The organism is Aeromonas sp. R4-2, assembly GCF_040908295.1.
In the GTDB taxonomy this organism is placed as follows: Bacteria; Pseudomonadota; Gammaproteobacteria; order Enterobacterales; family Aeromonadaceae; genus Aeromonas; species Aeromonas veronii.
On the sequence record NZ_JBFODL010000014.1, the window covers coordinates 212,968 to 227,274 of the forward strand.

General features: G+C 58.8%; 12 protein-coding genes. 3 read left to right on the forward strand and 9 right to left on the reverse strand.

Annotated elements, in window-relative coordinates:
* Positions 1–5: 5 nt before the first annotated feature.
* From AB5Y99_RS11485 to AB5Y99_RS11515, 7 genes are all read right to left on the reverse strand, one after another.
* Positions 6–575: a chemotaxis protein CheW gene (locus AB5Y99_RS11485; protein ID WP_111899904.1), complete on the reverse strand. Its 570-nt coding sequence runs from the start codon at positions 573–575 to the stop codon at positions 6–8.
* A 12-nt stretch (positions 576–587) separates the two neighbouring features.
* On the reverse strand, positions 588–2,513 hold the full coding sequence (locus tag AB5Y99_RS11490) for a methyl-accepting chemotaxis protein (protein ID WP_368209734.1): 1,926 nt from the start codon (positions 2,511–2,513) through the stop codon (positions 588–590).
* A 10-nt stretch (positions 2,514–2,523) separates the two neighbouring features.
* A complete protein-coding gene (locus AB5Y99_RS11495; protein WP_368209735.1) occupies positions 2,524–4,734 on the reverse strand; it encodes a chemotaxis protein CheA in 2,211 nt (736 codons plus the stop codon).
* 22 nt (positions 4,735–4,756) lie between these two features.
* Positions 4,757–5,083, reverse strand: coding sequence for an STAS domain-containing protein (locus AB5Y99_RS11500; protein WP_005358513.1), 327 nt, complete (start codon positions 5,081–5,083; stop codon positions 4,757–4,759).
* A 13-nt stretch (positions 5,084–5,096) separates the two neighbouring features.
* Entirely contained in the window at positions 5,097–5,465 is a 369-nt protein-coding gene (locus tag AB5Y99_RS11505; protein WP_005338778.1) for a response regulator, read from the reverse strand.
* Positions 5,466–5,474: 9 nt separating this feature from the next.
* On the reverse strand, positions 5,475–6,689 hold the full coding sequence (locus AB5Y99_RS11510) for a methyl-accepting chemotaxis protein (RefSeq protein WP_333563378.1): 1,215 nt from the start codon (positions 6,687–6,689) through the stop codon (positions 5,475–5,477).
* 253 nt (positions 6,690–6,942) lie between these two features.
* A complete protein-coding gene (locus AB5Y99_RS11515; protein WP_368209736.1) occupies positions 6,943–8,031 on the reverse strand; it encodes a ketoacyl-ACP synthase III in 1,089 nt (362 codons plus the stop codon).
* A gap of 226 nt (positions 8,032–8,257) precedes the next feature.
* Here AB5Y99_RS11515 and AB5Y99_RS11520 point away from each other — a divergent pair, with 226 nt between their 5' ends.
* The 3 genes from AB5Y99_RS11520 to AB5Y99_RS11530 all read left to right on the forward strand — a co-directional run bounded on the left by AB5Y99_RS11520 (position 8,258) and on the right by AB5Y99_RS11530 (position 11,893).
* Entirely contained in the window at positions 8,258–9,199 is a 942-nt protein-coding gene (locus AB5Y99_RS11520) for a LysR family transcriptional regulator (protein WP_201945752.1), read from the forward strand.
* Positions 9,200–9,327: 128 nt separating this feature from the next.
* Entirely contained in the window at positions 9,328–9,936 is a 609-nt protein-coding gene (locus tag AB5Y99_RS11525) for a LysE family translocator (RefSeq protein WP_042054198.1), read from the forward strand.
* Positions 9,937–10,033: 97 nt separating this feature from the next.
* A complete protein-coding gene (locus AB5Y99_RS11530) occupies positions 10,034–11,893 on the forward strand; it encodes a U32 family peptidase (protein WP_368209738.1) in 1,860 nt (619 codons plus the stop codon).
* A gap of 66 nt (positions 11,894–11,959) precedes the next feature.
* Here AB5Y99_RS11530 and AB5Y99_RS11535 read toward each other — a convergent pair whose 3' ends face one another.
* Positions 11,960–12,433 (reverse strand): methylated-DNA--[protein]-cysteine S-methyltransferase, encoded by a 474-nt coding sequence (locus tag AB5Y99_RS11535; RefSeq protein WP_005349587.1) that lies wholly within the window; start codon positions 12,431–12,433, stop codon positions 11,960–11,962.
* A gap of 11 nt (positions 12,434–12,444) precedes the next feature.
* The gene (locus AB5Y99_RS11540; RefSeq protein ID WP_368209739.1) at positions 12,445–13,974 is read right to left on the reverse strand and encodes an AlkA N-terminal domain-containing protein; all 1,530 of its coding nucleotides are present in this window, start codon (positions 13,972–13,974) and stop codon (positions 12,445–12,447) included.
* Positions 13,975–14,307: the final 333 nt, after the last annotated feature.

Sequence of the window (14,307 nt, forward strand, 5' to 3'; positions counted from 1 at the left end):
CCTGTTCAGGAGGGTTGCAGGTTGCCTTGTGGCAACCTTGCCTGTGGCTGGGCCAGTTCGCTGAGTTGAGCCATCTCATCGAGTGACAACACTTTCCCGGTATCGATGAGGATGACGAATTTGCCGTTGACCTTGCCCATGCCGCTGATGAAATCGGCCCGGATGCGGGCACCAAAACTGGGTGGGGGCTCGATATCTGCTTGTGGGATACCCAGTACTTCCGATACAGAATCCACCACAACGCCAATATCCTGACCTACAGGTTCATCGCCCTGCGGGGCCATCCCCTCAATAATGACGATGCAACTGCGGCGAGTGATGACCGAAGGTGCATTGCCAAAGCGGGCATTCAAGTCTACGACCGACACTACCGCTCCTCTGAGGTTGATTACGCCACGAATAAAACCCGGCATCATCGGAACCGGAGTGATATTGCCGTATTCGATGATCTCTTTGACCCCCAGAATATTGATGGCGAACATCTCGTTGTTGATCAGAAATGTCAGGTACTGGGCATCGCCACTGCTCTCGTCAGCGGCCGCTGATGGCACCGTGATGTCGGTGGATGTATGCATGGTCGCCTCCGGTTAAAAGCGGACAAAATCCGCGTCATCAATGGAATGGGATGATGGTTGATTGGGCTGGCTGGCCCGTTGTGGGGGGGCGATGAAACTGCCTCTGGGAGGCATGCCCTTGTGGCCGGTTTCATTGGGCCTGGTGTTGAGCTGCGCACTTTTCTCCAGAGCAAAAAAGGCCATGGTTTGCTGCAGTTCGCTGGCTTGCGAGCTCATCTCTTCGGCCGTGGCCGCCAGCTCCTCGCTGCTGGCCGCATTTTGCTGTGTCACCTGATTAAGCTGGTTCATGGCCAGACTGATCTGGTTGGCTGCGCTGGCCTGTTCACCTGAGGCGGCATTGATCTCTTGTACCAGATCAGAGGTTTTGCGAATGGAGGGGACGATCCTCTCCAGCAGGTTGCCAGCCCGCTCTGCCTTGCTGACGCTGTCGGAGGAGAGCTCGCCAATCTCCTGCGCTGCGATCTGGCTGCGCTCTGCCAGTTTTCTCACCTCGGCAGCAACCACCGCGAAGCCTTTGCCATGCTCTCCGGCGCGAGCCGCCTCGATGGCGGCGTTGAGGGCAAGCAGGTTGGTTTGGTAGGCAATGTCGTCGATGATGCTGACTTTCTTGGCGATTTGCTGCATGGCGGTCACCGTCTGTTGAACGGATTGGCCCCCTTCGGTTGCCTCCAGCACCGAGTTGCTGGCCATGCTGTCGGTGATCTTGGCGTTCTCGGTGTTCTGATTGATGCTGGCGCTCATCTGCTCGATAGAGGCGCTGGTCTCTTCAACGCTGGCCGCTTGCTCGCTGGTGGCCTGGCTCAATGCCTGCGCCGTGTTGCTCACCTGATTGGAGGCATTGGTCAGGTTGTCGGCGGCGTTGCGTACCTCTTCGATGATATTGGTCAGCGCAGTGATGGTCCGGTTGAGGCCGTCTTTGGTCTGGCCAAAAATTCCTGGATAGGGCTCATCGATCCGTTGGGTCAGGTCACCCTTGGAGAGCGCGGTGGCAATGCGCATCACATCTTCCAGGCTGGTATCTGTCACGTGGGAGAGGCGATTCAGCAGCTCGGATACCCGCTTGATATATCCCTGACGATCCTCCAGCGCAATCTTGTGGCTGAAGTCGCCCTGTTCGACAGCGGCAGTAACCAAGGTCTCGATATCCGTGATCAAGGCCCCGAGTTTCTTGACCATGTTATCCATCGCCATCAAGAGCTGACCCGCTTCATCGTTGGACTCTATCTGGATCGATACATCCAGATTGCCATCGGCCAGACTATTGGCCACGCGTAGAGCCTGTTCGATGGGGGTGATGATGCTTTTGATCAGCAGGGTGCCAAACCAGGCTGCGAGTGCGATGCCGACCGCGATAACCACCGCCATGGTTAGCAGCATCACGTCATACCAGGATTGCGCTGCGGTATATTCCGACTTGGCCACATTGAGCTGCAGGTTGACCAGCTCGGTGATTTTGTTGCCTATCGGGTCGATGGAGCCATAGAGGGCACCGTCAAAATTGTTCAGCATGCCAGTAATCATGCCGTGCTGGGTGGCTAGGTATTTCTCCAGCTTGCCAATATCGGTATCGGCCGCGTTGAACAGGGTTGTCGCCTCGGCTGACAAACGCTGTTCTTCCGGTGTGAGAGTGGTGGACTGGTAGTGATGCCACTCGTTTTTGATTGTCTGCTGGGCCTGTTGTATCTGCTTCAAAGCCTCTTCTGCCGGGATCAGTCCCGCATTGGCCTTGTTGAGGTTGTCGATGATCGAGACGGCATAGCTGTCGGAGATGGTCTTCAGCTGCTTGAGGGGAACCACCCTGTCGTTGTAAACGCGCTGCAACCCGGTATTGCTGCTCTGCATGTTGTATAACCCGAGGCTGCCAACGGCCAGCAGCAGCAGGCAGAGCATGCAGAGCAGTACAATAAGACGCAATTTGATGGTGGAATTTTTTAACATGATGGTCCCCTCAGTTGATGCTGGATTGAGGCAGGTTGCGCGACACTGTCAACCTGTTGAGCTGACAGGATTCCTGAGTGATTGCGTGCTGGATCAGCGAAGGAATGTCGAGGATCAGGGCGACCTCCCCCCCCCCCAGAATGGTTGAACCACTAATGCCCTGCAGGCGCTGGAACAATTTCCCCAACGGCTTGATGACGGTCTGGAATTCTCCCAGCAGTTCATCCACTACCAGTCCGGATTTTTTGCCTGCATGGCTGACCACGACAATGTTCTCGCGCCTCCCTTTGCTGCCATTGGTATCGAAGTAGTGTTGCAGGCGGATAAAGGGCAGCACCTCGCCACGCAAATTGATGTAATTGCGACCCTGGGTATCGGACAGTGCACTCTGGGTCAATTCAACGCACTCGATCACCATATCGAGGGGAATGACGTAGTGGGTGTCGCAGACTCGCACCAGGAAGCCGTCGATGATGGCAAGGGTAAGCGGCAGGCGGATCTGCACACGGGTTCCTTTTCCCGGGATGCTGTCCAGATCGACCGTGCCGCGCAGGGCTGTGATGTTGCGTTTGACGACATCCATGCCAACCCCGCGACCGGAGAGGTTGGTTATCGCCTCGGCGGTAGAGAACCCCGGCTCGAAGATCAGGTTGTATATCTCCTGATCCGTCAGCGTGGTGGTTGGGTTGATCAGACCGCGCTCGATGGCTTTTTGCTGGATCCTGGCTTTGTTGAGACCTGCACCGTCATCCCGAATTTCGATGACGATACTGTTGGAGTCGTGATAGGCATTAAGATTCAGGGTGCCACGGGGGGATTTGCCTGCCAGCAGCCGTTGCTCTGCCGATTCGATGCCATGATCCATCGAGTTTCTGACCAGATGCATCAGCGGATCGCCGATCTTCTCTACCACCGACTTGTCCAGTTCAGTCTCGGCTCCGGAGATCACCAGAGTGATATCCTTGTTCAGTTCCTGACTGACATCGCGCACCACCCGCTGGAAGCGGTTGAAGGTATCGCCGATAGGCACCATTCGCAGGCGCAGTGCACTGTCGCGGATCTCTTCCACCAGCATGGCAATGACCGAGGTGGCTTCCTGCAGTTGGCTTTCGCGGGTGCGTTGGGCCAGCAGATTGGCTCCTGAACTGGCGACTACCAACTCCCCGACCAGATTGATTAGATCGTCCAGCTTGTCGGCATGCACCCTGACGTAACGGCCCTCTTTGCTCTTGCTCTCCTTGGTCTGGTTCTGTTTTTTCAGGGCGGCATCGACGACGGCTTCGTTGACAGCACCCTGCGCAATCAGGATCTCCCCGAGTTTGGGCGCTTGTTCTGCCGGGGTCGCTTGTTGTGCCTGCAGACCGCTGGCTAACTCCTCTGCGGTGAGGGCGCCGGTGTTGACCAACAACTGCCCCAGCATGGCGCTATCTTCCGGCAGCGACTCGATCAGGTTGATGAACTCGGCGATCTTGCTGTGGGGTGGCAAGATGGTGATCTGGCAGTCATCTCTGACAAATTCAAAGACATCGCTGATGGCCGCCTTGTCTGCCTGCGAGTCGAAGTCTATCTCGTAGCCGAGGTAGCAATTCTCCGGATCGAACTGTTCCCAATCCGGTAGCGCCTGATGGATTGTCTCCACTGAACATATGGTTCCGAGGGTGCCGAGATAGCGCAGAAATGCGGCCGGATCCATGCCATTGCGCAGCACATCGGGGCCAAAACGCAGGGAGATATGCCACAGGGAGGCGGAGCTGGTAATTCCTCCCTCTTTTTCGATCTTGGGTTCCGGCGTATGTACAGTATCTGGCAGCGTGGCATGGGGGACGCACTGATGACGGGTGAGGGTGAGCCTCAGCCGTTCATCCTGGTTGGCATCGCTATCGCTTAACGTGCTGCCCTGTTCTGCAACGACACTGATGAGCGTCTGGATGTGGTCACAGCTCTCCAGCAGATCCTTGATCAGAGGAGAGGTGACGGTGAGCTGCTGATTGCGGATCTGGTCGAGCAGATCCTCGACGATATGGGTAAACCCGACGATTGGTTGCAGACCAAACAGGCCAGCTGACCCCTTGATGGTATGAGCAGCACGGAAGATGGCACCAATCAGCTCGCTATTGTCAGGGTCAGATTCCAGTGATAGAAGGGCTGACTCCATCTCTTCAAGCAACTCGCGTGCCTCGGCGATATAGGTTTGTAAAGCCTGATCAAGATCGATGCTCACGGTGACTCCTTGTCATGGTGGCTCAGGGCCGTTCGCCATGGGTGATGAGGGTGGGGTCGCCAAAAAAGGCCGAGAGCTGGCAGAGCTCCAGCAGTTCAAGCACAACATGGCTGTGCCAGACCAGTGCCAGGGAGGAGCCTTGCTGCAGAGCGGTTTTCTTCGCTGCCAGCAGCAATTGCAGCCCGGCGCTGTCTATCTCGGATACCGCTGCCAGATTCAGCTCCAGTTCGTTCCCCTGATGCAATAAGGGTGAGAGAGCATCTTTCAGCTCGCTGACTGTATAAATGGTGATCTCGTCCGGCATGGTCACCACTACCTTGTTGTCGAGTAGCTCACTCTGTAGTTGCATGATGCGCTCCGGATCACGGCATGATGAGCTTGGCGACTGCGGCCAGCATCTGTTCGGGCTGGAAGGGTTTGACCACCCAGGCTTTGGCTCCTGCGGCTTGTCCCTCCTGCTTCTTGCTGTCCTGAGACTCGGTGGTCAGCATGATGACAGGGGTAAATTTGTAGTTGGCCAGCTTTTTGGCCTCTTTGACGAAGGTGATGCCATCCATGTTCGGCATGTTGACGTCACTGATGATCAGGTTGATCTTCTTGCCATCTAGTTTGTTGAGCGCATCTTTGCCGTCAGAGGCTTCCATGACCTCATAACCGGCTCCCTTGAGGGTCATGCCCACGACTTGGCGAATAGTTGCCGAGTCATCCACGATCAGGATCGTTTTGCCCATATCTCTCTCCTAGAAAAATGTGATGTCGGCGCTGCTTGGTTGCGCGTTGACTGTACGGGTGGTGCGACCATGGTGAATATTGCGCTGTTCGTCGGTGGCGTATGAGAGCTCCATCTCTGCCAGCCAGCGATTGGCATCGATCTGGATTGGCCCTGTCGCATTGCTGCTCTGCTCCGAAGCAACCAGATGGCTGGAGAGGCTCTCCATGTTTTGTCTGACGTGGCTGAGGATCTGGCTGACTCTGTCTTGAAATTGCAGCGAGACAATGACGCTGGAGATTTCGCGATGGATATCGGTGCTCTCGTTTTGCAGCAGGGAGGCGGATTCCGCCAGGCTGTCAGTGGCATGGCGAAAACGGGCCAGTACCTGTTCAATTGTCTGCTCCGAATTGAGCGCTGAGGCGTGATCCCGTGCGGCAGCATTTTCGGCAATCTGGAAGGCGCGACCGATAGCAGTATTGATGGTGTCTACCTTGTCGGTCATCTTCTGGGCGGTTTCGCTGGAGAGGCGGGAGAGGTTGCGCACTTCATCAGCTACCACAGCAAAGCCACGACCAGCTTCCCCAGCGCGGGCCGCTTCAATGGCGGCGTTGAGGGCCAGCAGGTTGGTCTGGGAGGCGATTTTGGCCACATCCATGGCCATGGTGTTGAGCTCTATGGTGTAGGTGGTCAGGCTTTTTATCTCACCCAGCATGGCGTCCCGATTGGCCTGGGCGGAGTGCAGGATGGCCACTACCTCATTGAGTTGCTGCTGGCTCTCGCTCAAGACTCCTGCCATGCCACGGGAATTGGCATCACCCAGTTCTCCGGCTGCCAGATGAGAAGCATTGACTGCTTCCTCCAGCTTGTTGGCCAAGCCGCTGAAGCGTTGAGTCAGGTCAATCATCGCGGCTTCTGTTTGTTGACGAGAGTTTTCAATCTGCTGGGACCAGATGGGGAGTGCCTTCTCGCACACCTGTTCGAGCCCGATGATGGAGTGGGCGAGAGGATCGGTCGCGACTGTTTGTTCCTCTCCTGCACGATGTCGGAGTGTGTGCTGGTGGAAGTGACTCGATGTCCAGAGCGCGGCGGCAATAGCAACCAGCACATTGAGCAGCAGGTAGAGAGGTGACAGCGCATCGGCGAGCTGCAGCAACAGGCAGCTCAGCAGAGCAAGCCCGATGCAGCAAATCCAGCAAACCGGTTCCCAAAGCGGTGTGTTCACGCCACTTTTGTGTTGTGCCATACGTAGCTTATCCCTGTGCAATTATTTGGTAAGAGGTAAAGGCGCGGGACCGAAACAGTCATGGTGCCCCTTGACGCTCTTTTCTTTATTTATAGTTGGCACAATAAGGTTAGCGGAAAAAAATTAATTGGCTGCAAATCGGAGTTGTTTGTATCAGCGATTGCCGTATCAAGTGGCTTGCGAAGTGGGGGGAAGAGCCTGGTGGGGATGAAAAGGAGAGAAGGAGCCTGAGGATTCAGGCTCCTGATGAGGATCAAGCCTCGTTGACGTGAGCCTTCTGGCACCCTTCTACGGCGTGGGCGATGAGCTCCAGCGCGCTCTTGTCGCAGGGGGGCAGCTCGGCATCGCACCCCTTGATGGGGGTGACGCGGTCGCCCCACTTGATGATGGCGGCACCCCAAGTCAGGCCGGCACCGAAAGCGGCGGTCAGCAGATAGGAGTTCGGCTTGACGCGGCCCTGCTCCAGCGCTTCACACAGGGCGATGGGCACAGTGGCTGCAGAGGTGTTGCCGTAGTTTTCGATGTTGACCATCACCTTCTCCATCGGCGCATTCATCCGTTTGGCGAGGGTCTCGATGATGCGGATATTGGCCTGGTGCGGCACGATCAGGTCGACCTGCTCCGGCGCAATACCGGCCTGCGCCAGCACAGTGCTGGTGGCTTCACCCATGCCACGCACGGCGCGTTTGAAGATCTCCGGCCCTTCGAAGTTGAAGGTGAACAGACCATCGATGTCGGCAAAACGCACCCGATCAGTACCGAAGTTCGGTACGTGCAGGATCTCTCGCGCTTCGCTGTCGCAGCCCAGCTTGTTGGCGATCAGGCCACACTCCTGCTCGCTCGCCTCGATTACCACGGCACCGGCACCATCGCCAAACAGCACGGCGGTATCGCGGCGCGCCCAGTCCAGCAGGTAGGTAAGGCGCTCGGCACCGATCACCAGCACCTTCTTCATCATGCCGGTCTGCACCAGCGAGGTGGCGACGGAGAGGGAGTAGACGAAACCGGTGCAGGCCGCGTTGAGGTCGAATACGGCAGCGTTGACTGCGCCCAGCTTCTTTTGCACCGCAGAGGCGGCGCTTGGCAGCAGGTTGTCCGGGGTGGCGGTAGCCAGGATGATGCCATCGAGATCGCTCGCTTCCAGACCGGCGCAGGCCAGTGCGCGGCGACCGGCCAGGGTGGCGAGATCCGAGGTGCTGACATGGGAGATCCGGCGGGCCTTGATGCCGGTGCGCGGATAGATCCACTCGTCTGACGTATCCATGATGGTGCTGAGGTCGTCGTTGGTCAGCACAGAGGGAGGCAGGCATTTGCCCCAGCCGGTGATATTGGCGTATTTCATCTTGTTACCGCTTCTCAAAGTGGATCGCCCGCGGGCGGAAAATCGTGCAATTATGCCGTACGAGACAACCACTGTCATCTTGTGGTCATGGTTATGTGCGGGGGGCTCAGCTGTGCCATCTGGTCGCAAAGGGCTGCAACGCGCTGAACATGGCAGGAAATTTTGCTTAAAACGCGGGACTCCTCTGCCCTAAGATAGGCATTTCGCCACCGATGAGGGTATCTCCTTGCTCAGAGCCAATCTCAACTTGTTGCCGACCCTCAAGGTGCTGCTGGAGACCCGCAATATCAGCCGCGCCGCCGAGCTGCTGCACCTGAGTCAGCCCTCCATCAGCAAGCAGCTTGCCCAGTTGCGCAGCGAGTTTGATGACGAGTTGCTGGTACGGGAGGGGCAACGCTGGTTGCTGACGCCACGGGCCGAAATGTTGGCCGCCCTGCTGGCGGATTCTCTCGATGCGCTGGAGCGGCTCTACGAGGCGCCCGGATTTGACCCGAGCCGCTGCGAGCGGGTATTTCGACTCGCGTCTTCTGATTATGTTGCCCAGCATATCCTGCCCGATATCTGTGCCGCGCTCGCCAAAGAGGCGCCGTTGGCGGCGCTGGAGTACAGCCTGTGGGACAAGCGTCAGCTGCCGCAGTTGTGGCAGTCCGAGCTCGATCTGGTCTCTACCATCACCGAGCAGGTACCGGAGCAGATACGCGGTCTGCATCAGGGGGAAGATCGGCTGGCGGTGTTGATGGGACGTCATCACCCGTTGGCGGGCAAGGCGCTGAGTCTCGATGACTATCTCGCCTGGCCTCACCTGCAGGTGAGTGGCGGTGGCGACAAGGACAGCCCGGTGGAGCAGGTATTGGCGCCGCAGGGACTGAGTCGACGCTGGTTTGCCAGAGTCCCCTTCTTTCAGGCGGCAGTGGAGGTGTTGCTGCGCACCGATTGCCTGATGACCACTCCGGCTCATATCGCCTGGCAGCTTTCCTGCGGCCATGAGCTCACCTTTGTCGATCTGCCATTTGCTACCCGCGACCAGCAGTATCATCTGCTGTGGCATCAGCGCCACCATCAGGATCCGGCCCACCGCTGGTTTCGCGAGCTGGCCTACCCCTTCCTGCGGGATCACCTGCAACGTACCGTTGGCGAGAGTCGCAAGCTGCTCGATCTCGGCGGTTAGCCCCAGTCAGTTGTGTGGTGCCATAGCCATTGGTTATGGAATCTATTCATAACTTTCACTACTGGCATAATGGCTCAGCCCGTACCCTGAATGCAGGTCATCATATCGAGCATATAAAGAGGAAATGCATGGAACTGACGAGTTGGCTGGCACTGGCCGCAATCTGCGTGATGGGGGCCATCAGCCCGGGGCCGAGTCTGGCGCTGATCATCCGCAACACGGTGCAGGGCGGGCAGGGGCACGGCGTCGCTACTGCGCTTGGCCACGGCCTCGGGGTTGGTATCTATGCGCTGGTCACGGCGCTTGGCCTCTCCATTTTGATCACCCAGACCCCGATCCTGTTTGATCTGATCCGCTACGGCGGCGCCGCATTTCTTGCCTGGCTCGGGGTGAAAGCCCTGCTGGCAAAACCAGCCAGCGGCGAAGCGAGTGAAGAGGTGCATCAATTGCGTGGTCGGCAGGGGGCCTTTGAAGGTTTTATGGTGGCTTTCCTCAATCCCCAACTGGCGGTTTTCTTCATCGCCCTGTTCAGCCAGTTTGTGCGAGCCGATACCGGCTGGAGCGAAGGGGGCATCATGATGCTTACCGCTGGCGGGATCGATGCAGTCTGGTACGTGCTGGTGGCGCTGGTGCTCTCCCGCGGGCCGGTGCTGGCGTGGCTTAAAGCCAAATCCTTTGTCATCGACAAGGTGAGTGGGCTGGTGCTGCTCGGGCTGGCACTCAAGGTGGTCATGTAATCCTGTATTTCGCAGATACCTTAAGCGGGATCAAGGCACGCGGGTGGTGAATGGGCTAGAGTAGCGCCCATTTGCTGTCCGCCCTGATCCCGAGACCATGCACCAGAACAAGCACCCGTTAAGCCACAACAACCGGTTGGAGCTGCTGGCTCCGGCCAAGAACCTCGCCTACGGCATCGAAGCCATCAACCATGGGGCCGATGCCGTCTACATGGGGGGCCCAGCCTTTGGCGCCCGCAGTGCGGCAGGCAACACCATTGAGGATATCGAAGCGCTGGCACGTCACGCCCACCGTTTCGGCGCCCAGGTTTTTGTCGCCTTCAACACCCTGCTGCACGATCATGAGCTGGAGCAGGCCCGGCGGCTGACCCACCAGATCTACGAAGCCGGTGCCGATGCGCTCATCGTGCAGGATATGGGGCTGCTGGCGCTCGATCTGCCACCCATCGCCCTTCATGCTAGTACCCAGACCGACAACCGCACGCCGGAGAAGGTGAAGTTTCTGCAGGATGTGGGCTTCTCTCAGGTGGTGCTGGCGCGCGAACTGTCTCTTGCGCAGATCCGCGAGATCAGTACGGCGACCAATGTGCAGCTGGAGTTTTTTATCCACGGCGCGCTCTGCGTTTCCTACAGCGGCCAGTGCAACATCAGCCATGCCCGTACCGGTCGCAGTGCCAACCGCGGCGAGTGTGCCCAGCTCTGTCGCTTGCCCTGCTCGCTGCAAAAGCCGGACGGTGAAGTGCTGGTGGCCGACAGCCACCTGTTGTCGCTCAAGGATATGGATCAGACCGACAACCTGGAGGCCTTGATCGAGGCGGGGATCCGCTCCTTCAAGATTGAAGGGCGTCTCAAGGGGCTCGACTACGTCAAAAACGTCACCGCCTGGTATCGGCAGAAGTTGGACGCCATTCTCGATAGTCGCTCCGATCTGGTGGCTGCCTCGGCGGGTCGTTGCAGCTACAGCTTCACGCCAGATCCCAAAAAGAGCTTCAACCGCGGCAGCACCGATTACTTCCTCCATGGCCGCCAGCAGGGGATCGATTCCACCAAGAGCCCAAAATATGTGGGCGAGCCGCTGGGGCGGGTCACCAAGGTGACCCGTGACGGCATCGAGATTGATGGCAAACAGGTCACCCTCAACAACGGCGACGGTCTGGGCTTCTTCAAGCCGAATAACGAGCTGGTGGGGATGCGCCTCAACAAAGTCGAAGGTAAGCAGTTACTCCTGTCAGAGCGTATGCCGGGGTTGAAGGTAGGCACCGAAATCTACCGCAACCACGATCAGGCCTTCAGCAAGATGCTGGAGAAGGCGAGCGCGGATCGCCGTATCCGGGTCGATATGGTGCTGGCAGAGTGCGATGAGGGCGTGAGCCTCACGCTCACCGACGAGCAGGGCATCAGCGCCATGGTGACGCTGTCTTGCGATAAACAGCCTGCCGACAATCCGGAGCGGGCGCTGCAGCAGGCGCGGGATCAACTTGGCAAACTTGGCAATACCCTCTTTGTGGCGCGCAAGATTGAGTTGGCAGTAACGAGGCCGCTATTTATCGCCGCATCACAGCTCAACGGTTTGCGCCGGGATGGCATCGCTGCACTTGAGGCCGCACGCGTGGCCAGCTACCAGCGCCCCGAGCGACGCATTGCCCTGCGGGATATCAACTATCCCCAGCACCGTCTCTCCTACCTTGGCAATGTGCTGAACAGCGCGGCCGAGCAGTTCTTCCGCGAACACGGGGTGGATCGGATTGCTCCCGCCTATGAGGCGAACAAGGAGGAGCGGGAAGTGGTGCTGATGATCACCAAGCATTGCATCCGCTATAGCCAGAACCTCTGCCCGAACGAGGTGCCAGGTCTCAAGGCCGAGCCGCTGGAACTCAAAATGGGTAAAGACACCTTCCGCCTGCGTTTTGATTGTCACCGCTGCGAAATGCATGTGATGGGCAGCCTGAAACGCTGATCAATGAGCCCCTTTCTCCATCCGGAAAGGGGCAATTTTTATCGCAGGTTCTCTGCCTACCCTCCTTTAATTGCCCCTCTCCAGCGCCAGCAGCGTTTTTTTAATCTCCAATCCCCCCGCATAGCCGGTCAGGCTGCCGTTTTGGCCGATCACCCGATGGCAGGGGACGATGATCGAGAGCGGATTGCGGCCATTCGCCGCGCCCACTGCCCGCACCGCATCGGGTTTGCCGATGGTGCGAGCGATATCGCTGTAGCTGCGGGTCTCGCCGTAGGGGATGTCGCACAGCGCTTGCCACACCGCCTGCTGAAAAGCTGTGCCACGGGCGGCAAGGGGCAGGGAGAAGCGCTGCAAGCGACCGGCAAAATAGGCGTCAAATTCGGCGAGGAAGGGGGCCAGCGCTGCGGGGTCTTGCAGCCAGCCGCTCATATCGGGCAGCGCCCGCAGGCCCGCCACAAAGTCCACGTGCACCAAGCCATACTCGTTGATGGCAACCAGCAGATTGCCGCAGCGGGTCGGCAGGATATCGTAGCGGATCATGGGGTTATCTCCTATGGTTGGTTATCTGGCTGTTGTTCGTTGCCGGTGGCATGGAGCAGCAAATTGGGCGCTTCACTCATGGCGTGCCACAGCCAGCTGGCCGCATAGCTGCGCCACGGCTGCCATGCTGCGCTTTGCGCCAACACCTCTTTTACCGGCAGCTTGGTGCCGCCGCCGAGTGCCTTTTGCAGCACCAGATCGGAAGCGGGGAAGGCATCGGTATCCAGCCCGCAGCGCAGCCGCCAGTACGAGACCGTCCAGGGGCCTATGCCCGGTAGTGCCAGCAACTGCTCATCACTGGCTGTCGTGAGGGTCAGCTCACCGCTGGCCAGTGCCTTCGCCACTCCCCGCAGGGTACGAATACGGCTGCCGGGCATGCCGATGCCGTCGAGATCGAGTTCGCACAACTGGGCGGGGGTCGGTAGTTGCGCCACCCCGAATTGCGCCTCGGTACGAGCTACCAGCCGCCCGAGTATGGTGATGGCCCCCTTGACCGAGACCTGCTGGCCGACGATGGCGCGCAGCATCACCTCGTATTCGTCCCAGCCACCTGGCAGCCGTACGCCGGGCCAGCGCGCCTGCAAGCGGGCGAGCAGCGGATCCTGACCGAGCAGATCGCCGATCCGCTGCATATCGGCATCGAGATCCCACATCCGGCGCACCCGATAGAGCAGATCGGGCAGTGCTGCGAGCGGCAGATCATGGACGGTGAGCTGCAGGCTATGCCCCTTGCCTTGCGCGATACGCACCAGCGCGACCTGATCGCCGACCCGATAGCGCCGCTCGTACACCTCGCCATCTACCCGCTCCAGTCCGGGGATCGCCCGTAGCCGGTAGAACGCCAGCATGGCCGCCACGTCATATGGGGGGCGGTAGGGCAGTTGCAGTGTCAGGGTTGCGCCGCGCGGCTGCGCGCTCATGTGCTCTGGCGCGTCAGCGTGCTGCTCCTGCTGGCGCAGGGAGCGCGGGGCCAGTCCGTAGGCGTTGAGCCAGGCGTCATTGAAGCGGCGGATGCTGGCAAATCCGGCGGCAAACGCGATGTCGGTGATGGGCAGCCCGGTTTCAGTCAGCAACCGTTTCGCGAGCAGCAGACGGCGCGTCTGCTCCACCTGTTTTGGCGAGGCGCCGAGGTGCTGCTCGAACTGGCGGCGCAGGGTGCGTTCGCTTATCCCTGCCTCAGTGGCCAGTTTGGCGAGCGTGCCTTCCGCCAGCTCGCCGCGATCGATGCACGCCAGCAGACGTGCCAGTTCAACCGGCAGATCGCCACGGGCGGCGGGGGCCAGCTCAGGGCGGCAGCGCAGGCAGGGTCGCAGCCCATACTGCTCGGCGGCCGCGGCGCTTTGGAAGTAGCGCACATTGTGCTCGTGCGGTGGCCGTGCCGGGCAGACAGGCCGGCAGTAGATGCCGGTCGAGAGCACGCCGGTAAAGAAGCGGCCATCGAAGCGAGAATCGCGGGCGAGCCGTGCGGCGTGACACTGCTCGCGGCTGAGGGTGTTGATCACCTCATCCGGTGACGACTCTGGGCTGGGCTTTGCATTCATGGTGTTGGCGGCTTTGCTGGAATAGATGGCAAGAGAGTAAGGGGGCTCGGGGGCTGTGACTAGCCAGAAACGGACAGGGATAGCAAAAATTGGCCAAAGGTTTTTTTGCTCTTTCATTGCACGGCCGGGTTTCACTCTTCGTCACGCTGTTATTCATATGTCGCGGCTCGACAGAAGGGGGCATAACGGACGGGTTGTAGGCACGATTGGCTTAGCTTTATTTGCTTAGCGAGATTAGTGGCGGTGAAAACTGCTTAAAAATTAATAACAGATCACATAATTATCTTTTTTACATTGAGTGTGGCGATTTTGTGTTGTTCAATCGAGTCAGTT

What these genes read in the sequence shown, in the direction of transcription:
- AB5Y99_RS11530 (WP_368209738.1), top strand. Translation starts at nt 10,034, where the DNA reads ATGCACCAGAACAAGCACCCGTTAAGCCACAACAACCGGTTGGAGCTG.
- AB5Y99_RS11490 (WP_368209734.1), bottom strand. Translation starts at nt 2,513, where the DNA reads ATGTTAAAAAATTCCACCATCAAATTGCGTCTTATTGTACTGCTCTGC.
- AB5Y99_RS11525 (WP_042054198.1), top strand. Translation starts at nt 9,328, where the DNA reads ATGGAACTGACGAGTTGGCTGGCACTGGCCGCAATCTGCGTGATGGGG.
- AB5Y99_RS11485 (WP_111899904.1), bottom strand. Translation starts at nt 575, where the DNA reads ATGCATACATCCACCGACATCACGGTGCCATCAGCGGCCGCTGACGAG.
- AB5Y99_RS11505 (WP_005338778.1), bottom strand. Translation starts at nt 5,465, where the DNA reads ATGGGCAAAACGATCCTGATCGTGGATGACTCGGCAACTATTCGCCAA.
- AB5Y99_RS11540 (WP_368209739.1), bottom strand. Translation starts at nt 13,974, where the DNA reads ATGAATGCAAAGCCCAGCCCAGAGTCGTCACCGGATGAGGTGATCAAC.
- AB5Y99_RS11500 (WP_005358513.1), bottom strand. Translation starts at nt 5,083, where the DNA reads ATGCAACTACAGAGTGAGCTACTCGACAACAAGGTAGTGGTGACCATG.
- AB5Y99_RS11515 (WP_368209736.1), bottom strand. Translation starts at nt 8,031, where the DNA reads ATGAAATACGCCAATATCACCGGCTGGGGCAAATGCCTGCCTCCCTCT.
- AB5Y99_RS11510 (WP_333563378.1), bottom strand. Translation starts at nt 6,689, where the DNA reads ATGGCACAACACAAAAGTGGCGTGAACACACCGCTTTGGGAACCGGTT.
- AB5Y99_RS11535 (WP_005349587.1), bottom strand. Translation starts at nt 12,433, where the DNA reads ATGATCCGCTACGATATCCTGCCGACCCGCTGCGGCAATCTGCTGGTT.